Consider the following 12208-nt stretch of genomic DNA (forward strand, 5'->3'; position numbering starts at 1 on the left):
ACGAGTCTCCTTGTGTTCGTCGCCCGCACGGTCAGCCGACGCCCGGCCTTTACCGCCGAGCGGCCGCACAGTAGAGCTACGTTATAACATTACATTTGCCAAGAGATGATCCGTGCCGACCGAACCAGCCGACGCCCGCCTGCCCGTCACCGTCCTCTCCGGCTTCCTCGGGGCCGGCAAGACGACGCTCCTCCAGCACATCCTGAACAACCGCGAGGGCCGGCGCGTCGCCGTCATCGTCAACGACATGAGCGAGGTGAACATCGACGCCGACCTCGTTCGCGCCGGCGATGCCGGCCTCTCACGCAAGACGGAGACGCTGGTCGAGATGTCGAACGGCTGCATCTGCTGCACGCTGCGCGACGATCTCCTGGCCGAGGTGCGCCGCCTCGCGACGCAGCGGCGGTTCGATCACCTCGTCATCGAGGGCACCGGCATCGCCGAGCCGCTCCCCGTCGCGGCGACGTTCTCCTTCCGGGATGCCGAGGGCGCGAGCCTCTCCGACGTGGCGCGGCTCGACACGATGGTGACGGTGGTGGACGCCGTAAACCTGCTTCGCGACTACGGCTCCCACGAGTTTCTCCGCGACCGTGGCGAGACCGCGGGCGACGGCGACGACCGGACGCTCGTCGATCTGCTCGTGGAGCAGATCGAGTTCGCCGACGTCGTCGTCATCAACAAGGCGGACGACGTGTCCCGCGATCAGCGGGCGCTCGTCCACCGGGTGGTGCGCGCGCTCAACGCCGACGCGCGGATCGTCGAGGCGTCCTTCGCGCGCGTCCCTCTGGATGCCGTGCTGGACACCGGCCTGTTCGACGAGGAGCGCGCCGCGTCGCATCCGCTCTGGTTCAAGGAACTCCACGAGTCGCACGCTCACGTCCCCGAGACCGAGGAATACGGCATCACGAGCTTCGTCTACCGGGCGCGGCGGCCGTTCCATCCCCTCCTGTTCAAGAGCTTTCTCGACCTGGCCTGGCCCGGGCTCGTGCGGGCGAAGGGGCATTTCTGGCTCGCCACACGGCCGAAGTGGGTCGGCGAACTCTCGATCGCCGGAGCGATCCAGCGCGTCTCGGGTCTCGGCGCCTGGTGGGCGGCCGTCCCGCGGGAACGTTGGCCGGACGATCCCGAGAGCCGCGCCATCGTCGAGCGGCACTGGACGCCCGCCTGGGGCGACCGGCGCCAGGAGCTCGTCTTCATCGGGGTGGGGCTCGACGAGGCGGCGATCCGCACCGCGCTCGATGCGTGTCTTCTCGGCTCGGTGGTCGACGCGGGTTTCGACCCGGCCGCCTACCACGATCTCGAGGATCCGTTCCCGGCCTGGGGGACGCGGGCGCCGTGAACGATGCTCGTCACGCGATGACGCGCCCGCGCGGCTCGCGGCGCGGCCTGCGAGCCGCCAGCGCCCGGCGCGCGGCGGCGAGCGCGAGGCGGCCGAAGCGGGCGGCCTCGTCCGACTCGTCCTGCGCGGCGTCGGGGAGCGACCAGTAGCTCATCTCCGAGCGCGTGCCCTTCGCCTCGTAGACGAAGGGGCGTGCGCCGGCTGCCTCGAAGGCGGGCTTCGTCTCGGCGTCCACCTTCAGGTAGAGTTCGCCGACGGCCACGAGCGCGAACATCGCCTCGCCCGCGTAGACGCCGAGCCCACCGAACATCCGCCGGGTGCGGATCGGGGAGAGCTCGGGGGCGGCGGCGAACAGGTCCTGGATCGCCGCCTCGTCCATGGCGCGGGTTCCTCGCTCAGAGCGCGTCCGCGTCGTCGAGCCTGGCGGGCGTCAGGGCGACCGATTCGCCGCATCCGCACGCCGAGGTCTGGTTGGGATTGTTGAAGACGAACTGGGCGGAGAGCTTGTCGACCTTGAAGTCCATCTCGGTGCCGAGCAGGAACAGCACCGCCTTGGGATCGACGAACACCTTGGCGCCCTTGTCCTCCACGACCTCGTCCCCCGGCTGGGGGCTGTCGACGAGGTCCATGACGTAGGCCATGCCGGCGCAGCCGCCGTTCTTCACGCCGACGCGCAGGCCCTCCACGGGCTTGCCGGAGGCGCCCTCGCCGGACTTGCCGACGATCGTCTTGATCCGAGCCGCCGCCGCATCGGTCAGCGTCACGACCTTGAGGTTTCCGAACATCCGCTCTCTCTCCCACCGGGTTCAAGGCCCAGGCTTCGCGAGGTTTCACCGGTAACATAGTCATGGGCGCGGCGCAGGTCGAGGGGCGGGAAAATGCCGAGGCTTGGTCAGGCGGCGCTGCCGCGGCGCCCGCGGCCCTCGCCGGGGCCGACGACGCTAACGACCTCGATCACGAGCTCTCCAGGGGAGACCTCGGGATGATCCTCCAGCACACGATACAGCACGACGTACCCGCCGCGCACGGACCGCCGACGCAGAACCACCGAGCCTCGATGGAGCGGCCAGCGGTAGGGTGTGTCCGGGAGGTCGTGGAGCGCGCTGGTGAGGGCAGAGAGCCGGGTCGCGGCCCCGGACCCCGCTCACGGCTGTGTGAGCCAGAGGAACGCCCGCCCCAAGTCCGCTGTGGCGGGAGCGGTGAGCAGGAGGCGGCCGATCTTCACGAACGGGAGCGCTCAGGGGCCGTACATCTCGATGACCCAGTCGGGAATCGGAGGTGCACGCCCCTCGGCGAGGGCTTCCAGCACGGCCGCGGATTCCTCCGCACCGAGAACGTCGCCGGCCTCGCTCGCGCGCAATCCCTCCTCGATCAGCGCGTTCAAGTAAGCGAGCTGCGCCCGCCGCCCCTCCGGCGAGGCCGGCGGATGCCCGCCCGAAGCGCCGGGCTCCTGGGCGACGCAGTCGAGCGCCTCCAGCAGGTCGGGGTCGCTCAGGTCGAACGCATCCGCGTCGAACGGCGCCTGCGGCCTCTCCCAGAACCCTCCATCCGGATCGCGCGTCGTCATCTACCGTCCCTCCGTGGCATTGGAGAGATCATGCACGAGAACGAACGTGAACACAACCCCGATCGCATCGCATGAAGAAGCACACGCAAGGCGCGAATCTCGGCTCACCACATGTCGAGCGCGACGCGGGCCTCGTCGGACATGCGGCTCTGGTCCCAAGGCGGGTCGAAGACGATCTGCACGTCGACCTCCTGGACGCCCTGAACGGCCGAGACCGCGTTCTCCACCCAGCCGGGCATCTCGCCCGCCACGGGGCAGCCCGGCGAGGTGAGCGTCATGTCGATGGCGACCTTGCGCTCGTCGGAGATCTCGACGCGGTAGATCAGGCCGAGCTCGTAGATGTCGGCGGGGATCTCGGGGTCGTAGACCGTCTTGAGCGCGGCGACGATGTCGTCGGTGAGGCGATCGATCTCCTCCGGCGGCAGGCCGGCGCCGCCCGAATCGCCGGTGGTGGCGACCTGCGGTTCGTTGGGGTGGGGCGTGTCCGTCACGGGGGTCTCGCTCATGGGGGAATTCCTCGCGTCAGGCGAACAGGGTCTCGGCCTTGCGCAACGCGTCGACGAGCATATCGACTTCCTCGCGCGTGTTGTAGAGGCCGAACGACGCCCGGCAGGTGGAGGTGACGCCGAAGCGCTGCAGGAGCGGCATGGCGCAATGCGTGCCCGCACGCACCGCGACGCCCTGCCGGTCGATGACCGTGGCGACGTCGTGGGCGTGCGCGCCCTTCATCTCGAAGGAGAAGATCGCGCCCTTGTCCCGGGCCCTGCCGATCAGGCGGATGGAGTTCATCTCGCCGAGCCGCGCCTGGGCGTAGTCGCGCAGCATCGTCTCGTGGGCGACGATGTTCTCGCGTCCGAGCGCCGTCATGTAGCGCAGCGCCGCGCCGAGCCCGATCGCCTCCAGGATCGCCGGCGTACCGGCCTCGAAGCGGTGGGGCGGCTCGTTGTAGGTCACGCCGTCGGTCGTCACGGTCTCGATCATCTCGCCGCCGCCCTCGAAGGGCGGCATGCGGTCGAGCCATTCCTTCTTGCCGTAGAGCACGCCGATGCCGGTGGGGCCGTAGAGCTTGTGGCCGGTCATGACGAAGAAGTCGGCGTCGAGCGCCCGGACGTCGACCTCCATGTGCACCGCCGACTGCGCGCCGTCGACGAGCACGGGGATGCCCCGGGCGTGCGCCGCCTCGATGATCGCCTTCATCGGTGTGATGGTGCCGAGCGCGTTCGACATCTGGGTGATGGCCACCATCTTGGTGCGCGGGCCGAGCAGCTTCTCGTACTCCTCGAACAGGAGCTCGCCCTCGTCCGACACCGGCACCCACTTGATCACGGCGCCCTTGCGCTCTCGCAGATAGTGCCAGGGCACGATGTTGGAGTGGTGCTCCATGATCGAGAGCACGATCTCGTCACCCTCGCCGATGCCGTGGGGGCCGCCCATGCGTCCGAAGCAGTCGGCGACGAGGTTGTACGCCGCGGTGGCGTTGCGGGTGAAGACGATCTCGTCGACGGAGCCGGCGCCGAGGAAGGCGCGCACCGTCTCGCGCGCGGCCTCGAACCCCTCGGTGGCGACGTTCGCCATGTAGTGCAGGCCGCGGTGGACGTTGGCGTAGCCCGTCTCCATGGCGTGCGACATCGCCTCGATCACCGCCTTCGGCTTCTGGGCCGAGGCGGCGTTGTCGAGGTAGACGAGCGGCCGGCCGTAGACCTGTTGCGCGAGGATCGGGAAGTCCCGGCGCACGGCCTCGACGTCGTAGGGGAGGGCGGTCGTCTTCGTGTCCATGGTTCGCCTCCGAAACCCCTCTCCCGGGCGGGAGAGGGGCAGGGGTGAGGGGGTCAGCCGCGCGCCTTCAGCCAGGCCTCGACGATGCCCATCAGGGCCTCGCCGACGAGCTCGTCGGCGAGGCCCTCCTCGACGGCCTCGCCGAGGAAGGACTCGATGAGCAGCGCCTCCGCCTCCGGCCGCGGCAGGCCGCGGGCCATGAGGTAGAACAGGACGTCGTCGTCGAGCTCGCCGCAGGTGGCGCCGTGGGCGCACTGCACGTCGTCGGCGAAGATCTCGAGCTCGGGCTTGTTCATCATCGTGCCCTCCTCCGAGAGGAGGACGGCCGCCGACATCATCTTGCCGTCGGTCTTCTGGGCACCCGGCGCGACGTTGATGCGGCCCTGGAACACGCCGGTGCCGCGCCCGTCGATGGCGTGCTTGAACAGCTCGCGGCTCTCGCAGCCGGTGGCCAGATGATTGACCACCAGCGTCGTGTCGGCGTGCTGGTCGCCCGACAGCATGGTCGCGCCGCGCACCGCTCCGTGCGAGCCCGCACCCGCGAAGGTCATCCAGACCTGGTGGCGCGACACGGCCGAGCCGCCGACCACGTTGCGGGTGCCGAACGCGACCTCCGCGCCGAGATGCGCGGTGATCGTCGAGAGCGCGAGCGCCTTGTCGCCGTTGGCGTTGAGCCGAACGTGCGCGACCTTCGCGCGGTCGCCCACGACGAACTCGAGGACTGAGTTCGGCTGATGCGCAACGCCGTGCGGGCTCTCGTGCGTCTCGAGCAGCGAGATCGCCGCGTCGGGCTCCACCACGACGAGGACGCGTGTGGCGGTCGCCGCCGGACGCGCGCACGCCGTGACGAAGCGCAGCGCGACCCGCCCCTCGACCGCGCCGGTGACGTGCAGCACGACGCCGTCCGTCATGAAGGCGGCGTTGAGCGCGTAGGCGGCGTTGCCCTCGGCGTCCGAGACCGCGCCGAGCTTCGCCAGCAGCGGATGGCCCTCGGCGAGGGCCTGGGCCAACGGCACCGCCGTGATGCCCGCGGGCATCGCGTCGGCCTTCGCGAGGTGGCCGTCGACGAAGGCGATCGTCGCCGGCTCGGCGGCGGCGAAGACGCTCTCGACCGAGAGCGCCCGCGCGACGTCGGTCTCCGACGGCTTCTCCGCCAGCGGCGCGGCCTCGCGCATCAGCGCGCGCAGGTCCGTGTACTTCCACTCCTCGACGCGGCGGTGGGGCAGGCCCTTCTCCGCGAAGCGATGGAAGGCGTCCTCGCGCGAGCGCGCGTCGCCGGGGAGCAGGCTCTTCGAGCGCGCGAAGAGATCGGCGAGCGCCGTCTCCGCTTGCGTCTTCAGGGTGGCGACCTCGGCCATCACGCGGCCTCCTGGGCCTTGTAGTCGGCGTAGCCGCTCGCCTCGAGCTCGAGGGCCAGCTCCTTGCCGCCCGAGCGCATGATCCTGCCGTTGGCCATCACGTGCACCGTGTCGGGCACGATGTAGTTGAGGAGCCGCTGGTAGTGGGTGATGACGAGGAAGGCGCGCTTGTCGGACTTGAGCGCGTTCACGCCCTCCGAGACGATGCGCAGCGCGTCGATGTCGAGCCCGGAATCGGTCTCGTCGAGGATGCACATGCGCGGCTCGAGCAGCGCCATCTGGAGGATCTCCATGCGCTTCTTCTCGCCGCCGGAGAAGCCGACGTTGAGCGCGCGCTTGAGCATGTCGCGCGGGATCTCGAGCTTGGCGGCGGCGTCCTGGACGGCCTTCATGAACTCGGGCGTGGTCAGCTCCGTCTCCTCGCGGGCGCGGCGCTGGGCGTTGAGCGCGGCCTTGAGGAAGGTCATCGTGGCGACGCCGGGGATCTCGAGCGGGTACTGGAAGGCCAGGAACACGCCGGCGGCGGCGCGCTCGGAGGCCTCCATCTCGAGGATGTTCTCGCCGTCGAGCAGGATCTCGCCGTCGAGGATCTCGTAGTCCTCCTTGCCGGCGATGATGTAGGAGAGCGTCGACTTGCCGGACCCGTTCGGGCCCATGATGGCGGCGGTCTCGCCGTCGTGGACGGTGAGGGTCAGGCCGTCGAGGATGCGCTTGCCCTCGATCTCGGCGACGAGGTTCTTGATTTCGAGCATGACGTTTGGTCCGTACGTTCAGATGACTTGGTGGCCACCCGGCGGGAGCGCCGCGAGGGCCAGCCTCGTGCGCTCGGCCGCGACCGGCCGGCGAAGATCGGGGCGGGCGATCAGCCCACCGAGCCCTCGAGCGAGATCGCGATCAGCTTCTGCGCCTCGACCGCGAACTCCATCGGCAGCTTCTGGATGACGTCCTTGACGAAGCCGTTGACGATGAGCGCGGTGGCCTCCTCCTCGTCGAGGCCGCGCTGCATGCAGTAGAACAGCTGGTCCTCGGAGATCTTGGAGGTGGTCGCCTCGTGCTCGAAGACCGCCGAGGCGTTCTTCGACTCGATGTAGGGCACGGTGTGCGCGCCGCACTGGTTGCCGATGAGGAGCGAGTCGCAATTCGTGAAGTTGCGCGCGCCCGACGCCTTGCGATGCGCCGAGACGAGGCCACGATAGGTGTTCTGCGAGCGGCCGGCCGAGATGCCCTTGGAGATGATCCGCGAGGTCGTGTTCTTGCCGAGATGAATCATCTTCGTGCCCGAGTCGACCTGCTGCATGCCGTTCGACACCGCGATCGAGTAGAACTCGCCGCGCGAGCCGTCGCCGCGCAGGATGCAGGACGGATACTTCCAGGTGATGGCCGAGCCGGTCTCGACCTGGGTCCAGGTGATGATCGAGTTCCTGCCGCGGCAATCGCCGCGCTTGGTGACGAAGTTGTAGATGCCGCCCTTGCCGTTGGCGTCGCCGGGGTACCAGTTCTGCACGGTCGAGTACTTGATCTCGGCGTCGTCGAGCGCGATCAGCTCGACCACGGCGGCGTGAAGCTGGTTCTCGTCGCGCTGGGGCGCCGTGCAGCCCTCGAGGTAGCTGACGTAGGAGCCCTCGTCGGCGATGATCAGCGTGCGCTCGAACTGGCCGGTGTTCTTCTCGTTGATGCGGAAGTAGGTCGACAGCTCCATCGGGCAGCGCACGCCCTTGGGCACGTAGACGAACGTGCCATCGGTGAACACGGCGGCGTTCAGCGTGGCGAAGAAGTTGTCGGTGACCGGCACGACCGTGCCGAGGTACTTCTTCACCAGCTCCGGATGCTCCCGGATCGCCTCGGAAATCGAGCAGAAGATCACGCCCGCCTCGGCGAGCTCCTTCTTGAAGGTGGTCGCCACCGACACCGAGTCGAACACGGCGTCCACAGCGACCCGGTTCTGCGGCTCGACGCCGGCCAGCAGCTCCTGCTCGCGCAGCGGGATGCCGAGCTTCTCGTAGGCCTTCAGGATCTCGGGATCGACCTCGTCGAGCGACTTCGGCGCCGCGTTCATCTTGGGCGCAGCGTAGTAGTAGATGTCGTTGTAGTCGATCTTGTCGTAGGAGACCCGCGCCCAGCTCGGCTCCTGCATGGTCTGCCAGCGCTTGTAGGCGTCGAGGCGCCAGTCGAGCATCCAGGACGGCTCGTCCTTCTTCGCCGAGATGAAGCGGATGATGTCCTCGTTCAGGCCCTTGGGGGCCTTGTCGACCTCCAGGACCGTCTCGAATCCGTACTTGTACTGATCGACGTCGATGGCCTTGACGCGATCGATCGTCTCCTGAACTGCCGGCATCGTCACCCTCCTCTCACGGTTTCAAGGACCGCGGAACGGTTCTGCTGTACTACGCAACGCGCTCACGCCGCCTGAGATCGGCGTGCGCGCCTTTCCTCTACGTCTTCGAGAACGGACGCGAAACGGATCACCGCCTCGTCGTCCGTCGCCCATCCCCAGGAGACGCGCAGCGCCCCCTCGGCGAGCGCCGGCTCGACGCCCATGGCGTCGAGCACGTGCGAGCGCCGCACCTTGCCCGACGAGCAGGCCGAGCCCGAGGAGAGCGCGACGCCGCCGAGGTCGAAGGCGATGAGCGCCGTCTCGGCCCGAAGGCCGGGGACGGCGAAGAGAATCGTGTTGGGCAGGCGCGGGGCGCGCTCCCCGAAGATCACGGCGCCCGGCGCCGTCCGGCGGATCGCGGCCTCGAAGGCCGGGCCCAGCGCCGCGAGACGCGCGCTCTCGGTGGGGAGCCCCTCTCGGGCCGCGCGCGCCGCCGCGCCGAAGGCGACGAGCGCCGGGACGTTCTCGGTCCCCGCGCGTCGCCCGCGCTCCTGGCCGCCGCCGCGCAGCAGCGGATCGACGGCGATCGCGCCGGATGCCAGCACCAGCGCGCCCGCGCCCTGCGGACCGCCGATCTTGTGGGCCGACAGCGTCAGGGCGTCGACCCCGAGCGCCCGGATCGACACGGGGATGCGGCCCGGCGCCTGGACGGCGTCCGTATGGATCGAAGCGCCGTGGGCGTGCGCGATCCGCGCCGCCTCGGCGACCGGCTGGATCACGCCCGTCTCGCTGTTGGCGAGCTGCAGCGAGACGAGCGCCCGGCGCGGGGCGATCTCCGCGATCCGCGCCTCGAGCCAGGCGAGATCGGCGACGCCGTCCGCGGACAGCGGGATGCGCTCGACGGCGTCGGGCGCGAAGCGGTGACCGTCGAGCACGCAGGGATGCTCGCCCGCGCCGACGAGCAGCACCTCGGCGCGCGGCGCGCCCACCGGGCCGAAGCCGGGGGAGAGCGCGAGCGCGTTCGCCTCGGTGCCGCCGCTCGTGAAGATCACCGCGTCCGCCCGCGCGTCCACGAGCCGCGCCACCTCGGCGCGGGCGCTCTCCAGCGCGGCGCGGGCCGCCCGGCCCTCGGCGTGGACGGAGGATGCGTTGCCGCACGACGCCATCGCCTGGACGAGCACGCACGCCGCCGCCTCCCTGAGGGGAGCGGTCGCGTTCCAGTCGAGATAGATGCGCGCTGCTCGGTCCATTCCCGTGTCCGTCGCCTCCCAGCCCCGCGAAACCCGCCCCGTCGACGCCCCGTCGCGCGCCTCGCGACGAAAGCCTTGGTCTCCGCGCGCCTCGCGACGAAAGCCTTGCTCTTCACCCCGCTTGCCGTGCTAGAGCCTGCGGACCACACCACGACGGTCCCGATCGGACCGCCGGCGACGCCCTCTTTAGAACGGTTCTAAGCGGTTAGAATTATTCTAAGAGTGATTTAGGGAAGCATCCCGCGGCAAGTCAAGGCTCGCCGACGCGTTTTCCGGCGCGGCGGCGGGCGCGGCGGCCCGGGAGCGCGTTCCGGGCCCGCGGCCGTGGCGACCCGTGTCGAGAGGACGAGGCATGCCTGAGGTAATTTTCGCCGGCCCCGCCGGGCGGCTCGAGGGCCGCTACCAGCCCTCCAAGAAGAAGGGCGCGCCGATCGCGATCGTGCTGCACCCGCACCCGCAGTTCGGCGGGACGATGAACAACCAGATCGTCTACAACCTGTACTACGATTTCGTGCAGCGCGGCTTCTCGGTGCTGCGCTTCAACTTCCGTGGCGTCGGCCGTTCGCAGGGCGCCTTCGACCACGGCGCGGGCGAGCTTTCGGATGCCGCCGCGGCGCTCGACTGGGCGCAGTCCGTGAACCCGGACGCGCGCTCCTGCTGGATCGCGGGCGTGTCCTTCGGCGCCTGGATCGGCATGCAGCTCCTGATGCGCCGCCCGGAGATCGAGGGCTTCGTCTCCATCGGCGCCATGGCCAACCGCTACGACTTCACGTTCCTCGCGCCGTGCCCCTCCTCGGGCCTGTTCGTGCACGGCTCGGAGGATCGCGTCGCGCCGGTCAAGGAGGTCATGAGCGTCATCGAGAAGGTGAAGACGCAGAAGGGCATCCAGATCGAGCACGCGGTGATCGAGGGCGCGAACCACTTCTTCGACGGCCGCATCGACGAGCTGATGGAGGCGGTGGGCGGCTATCTCGACGGGCGCGTCGGGCCCAAGACCGAGGAGGCCGCCCGGCAGCCCGCTCCCGCCGTGCCGAGCGAGGAGGCCGAGGCCGCGGCCGCGCAGAGCGCGTTGCCGGCGGCCGCGAAGCCGCGCGAGGACGACGACGGCTGAGGCTCGCCGCGCCTGCGGGGTCGGATGCCGCACGGGAGAACCGCACCGAGCGGTCCCCTCGCGTCAGGCCCCGAGCAGTCCGTCAAGGTCGAGCCGGCGGGTCGTCATCGCGAGCCCCCCCGAGGCGTCGCGCGGCCAGTCCTCCTCCGGCCGGTCCCAGTAGAGCTCGATGCCGTTCCCGTCCGGGTCCTCGAGGTAGAGCGCCTCGCTGACGCCGTGGTCCGAGGCGCCGGCGAGGGCCACGCCCGCCGCCAGCACCCTACGCAGCGCCGCCGCGAGGTCAGCGCGGCTCGGGTAGAGGATCGCCACGTGGAACAGGCCCGCCGTCCCCGGCGCCGGCCGGGCACCGCCGCGACTCTGCCAGGTGTTGAGGCCGATGTGATGGTGGTAGCCGCCGGCGGAGAGGAAGGCCGCGTCGCGGCCGTATCGCTGCGTGACGGAGAGGCCCAGCACGTCGCGGTAGAAGCCGATGGCGCGCTCCAGGTCGGCGACCTTGAGGTGCACGTGGCCGATTCGCGCGCCCGGCGCGATCGAGCCCGAGGCCGCGGCAGCGGCCTGCGCGGAAAGGGGAGTGGAGACGGGTTCGTTGCTCATCTGCCGATGATGCGCCCACTCTCTCCACGAGACAATTGCGTTGATGCAAGGGTGCCCTGTTCATCCGGGCTGTCCCGGGTTGCGGCCCGCGCTTGTGCGGTGCACAATCCCCCGGAAGGCTCCGCCAGGACGTCCGCGAGAGGGATCGTCATGACGCTGCGTACCGCCGAAGCAACGCGACGAATCCGATCCGGGACGAGCGCCCGCTCGCCCGAGCCGCCCTTCGCGCTCGCGATCTTCGATTTCGACGGTACGCTCGCCGACACGCTGCCCTGGTTCCTCGCCCAGCTCGACGACATCGCGGAGCGCTTCGCGATCGCGCTGCCGCGCCCGCTCGACCTGGACGCCATGCGCGGGCTCTCGGCGCGCGAGATCGTTGCGCTCCTGCGCATCCCCGCCTGGAAGCTCCCGGCCATCGCGCGGCACGTCCACGCGCGCGCCGCGCGCTCGGAGATCGCGCTCTTCACCGGCATCCGGGACATGCTCGCCGCGCTGCACGACGCGGGCGTCGCCGTGGCGGTGGTCAGCTCGAACGGCGAGGCGGCGGTGCGCCGCGCTCTGGGTGTGCAGGAGGCCGCGCGGGTGAGCCAGTTCGCCTGCGGCGCCAAGCTCTTCGGCAAGGCGCGGGTGTTCCGCGCGGTGGCCCGCCGCGCGGGCGTCGTGCCGCCGCGCGTGATCTGCATCGGCGACGAGATCCGGGATGGCGAAGCCGCTCGCGACGCCGGACTCGCCTTCGGAGCGGTCGCATGGGGCTACAACACGCCCGAGGCGCTGGCCCGCGCGCTGCCCGAGGCGCACCGCTTCGAGGAGGTCGCCGACATCGCGGCCGCATTGGTCCCGGGCGCGGACCTGGATGCGCGCATGACGCGCGTAGCGGGTATGTAGATTCCAGGGTTGTG

At 70.1% G+C, this 12208-nt stretch carries 13 protein-coding genes; 3 read left to right on the top strand and 10 right to left on the bottom strand.

Going from position 1 to position 12208, the window contains the following annotated elements:
• Window positions 1-112: 112 nt before the first annotated feature.
• Entirely contained in the window at window positions 113-1339 is a 1227-nt protein-coding gene (gene zigA, locus ACTZWW_RS05650; protein ID WP_444779966.1) for a zinc metallochaperone GTPase ZigA, read from the top strand.
• A gap of 10 nt (window positions 1340-1349) precedes the next feature.
• On the opposite strand, the gene ACTZWW_RS05655 is transcribed toward zigA, so the two are convergent.
• The 9 genes from ACTZWW_RS05655 to ACTZWW_RS05695 form a co-directional block, all read right to left on the bottom strand.
• Window positions 1350-1718: a TfoX/Sxy family protein gene (locus ACTZWW_RS05655; RefSeq protein WP_444779967.1), complete on the bottom strand. Its 369-nt coding sequence runs from the start codon at window positions 1716-1718 to the stop codon at window positions 1350-1352.
• A gap of 16 nt (window positions 1719-1734) precedes the next feature.
• Window positions 1735-2124, bottom strand: a complete 390-nt coding sequence (sufA, locus tag ACTZWW_RS05660) for a Fe-S cluster assembly scaffold SufA (protein WP_444779968.1) — start codon at window positions 2122-2124, stop codon at window positions 1735-1737.
• Between the two features lie 452 nt (window positions 2125-2576).
• Complete coding sequence (locus ACTZWW_RS05665; protein ID WP_444779969.1) at window positions 2577-2906, bottom strand: hypothetical protein; 330 nt, start codon at window positions 2904-2906, stop codon at window positions 2577-2579.
• A gap of 104 nt (window positions 2907-3010) precedes the next feature.
• Window positions 3011-3412, bottom strand: coding sequence for an SUF system Fe-S cluster assembly protein (locus ACTZWW_RS05670; protein WP_444779970.1), 402 nt, complete (start codon window positions 3410-3412; stop codon window positions 3011-3013).
• Window positions 3413-3428: 16 nt separating this feature from the next.
• Complete coding sequence (locus tag ACTZWW_RS05675) at window positions 3429-4682, bottom strand: cysteine desulfurase (RefSeq protein ID WP_444779971.1); 1254 nt, start codon at window positions 4680-4682, stop codon at window positions 3429-3431.
• 53 nt (window positions 4683-4735) lie between these two features.
• The gene (sufD, locus tag ACTZWW_RS05680) at window positions 4736-6040 is read right to left on the bottom strand and encodes a Fe-S cluster assembly protein SufD (RefSeq protein ID WP_444779972.1); all 1305 of its coding nucleotides are present in this window, start codon (window positions 6038-6040) and stop codon (window positions 4736-4738) included.
• Complete coding sequence (gene sufC / locus ACTZWW_RS05685) at window positions 6040-6792, bottom strand: Fe-S cluster assembly ATPase SufC (protein WP_444779973.1); 753 nt, start codon at window positions 6790-6792, stop codon at window positions 6040-6042. The genes sufD and sufC overlap by 1 nt, the downstream gene beginning before the upstream one ends.
• A 110-nt stretch (window positions 6793-6902) precedes the next feature.
• On the bottom strand, window positions 6903-8375 hold the full coding sequence (gene sufB, locus ACTZWW_RS05690) for a Fe-S cluster assembly protein SufB (RefSeq protein ID WP_444779974.1): 1473 nt from the start codon (window positions 8373-8375) through the stop codon (window positions 6903-6905).
• A 62-nt stretch (window positions 8376-8437) separates the two neighbouring features.
• Window positions 8438-9604 (bottom strand): cysteine desulfurase family protein, encoded by a 1167-nt coding sequence (locus ACTZWW_RS05695; RefSeq protein WP_444779975.1) that lies wholly within the window; start codon window positions 9602-9604, stop codon window positions 8438-8440.
• A 352-nt stretch (window positions 9605-9956) separates the two neighbouring features.
• On the opposite strand from ACTZWW_RS05695, the gene ACTZWW_RS05700 reads away from it, so the two are divergent.
• Window positions 9957-10715: an alpha/beta hydrolase gene (locus ACTZWW_RS05700; protein WP_444779976.1), complete on the top strand. Its 759-nt coding sequence runs from the start codon at window positions 9957-9959 to the stop codon at window positions 10713-10715.
• A 63-nt stretch (window positions 10716-10778) separates the two neighbouring features.
• Here the strand turns inward: ACTZWW_RS05700 and ACTZWW_RS05705 are convergent, their stop codons facing one another.
• Window positions 10779-11309 (bottom strand): VOC family protein, encoded by a 531-nt coding sequence (locus ACTZWW_RS05705; RefSeq protein WP_444779977.1) that lies wholly within the window; start codon window positions 11307-11309, stop codon window positions 10779-10781.
• A gap of 150 nt (window positions 11310-11459) precedes the next feature.
• Between ACTZWW_RS05705 and ACTZWW_RS05710 the strand changes: the two genes are divergently transcribed.
• Window positions 11460-12194, top strand: a complete 735-nt coding sequence (locus ACTZWW_RS05710; protein ID WP_444779978.1) for an HAD hydrolase-like protein — start codon at window positions 11460-11462, stop codon at window positions 12192-12194.
• Window positions 12195-12208: the final 14 nt, after the last annotated feature.

It is taken from the genome of Salinarimonas sp. NSM, from assembly GCF_052380005.1.
Taxonomy (GTDB): domain Bacteria; phylum Pseudomonadota; class Alphaproteobacteria; order Rhizobiales; family Beijerinckiaceae; genus Salinarimonas.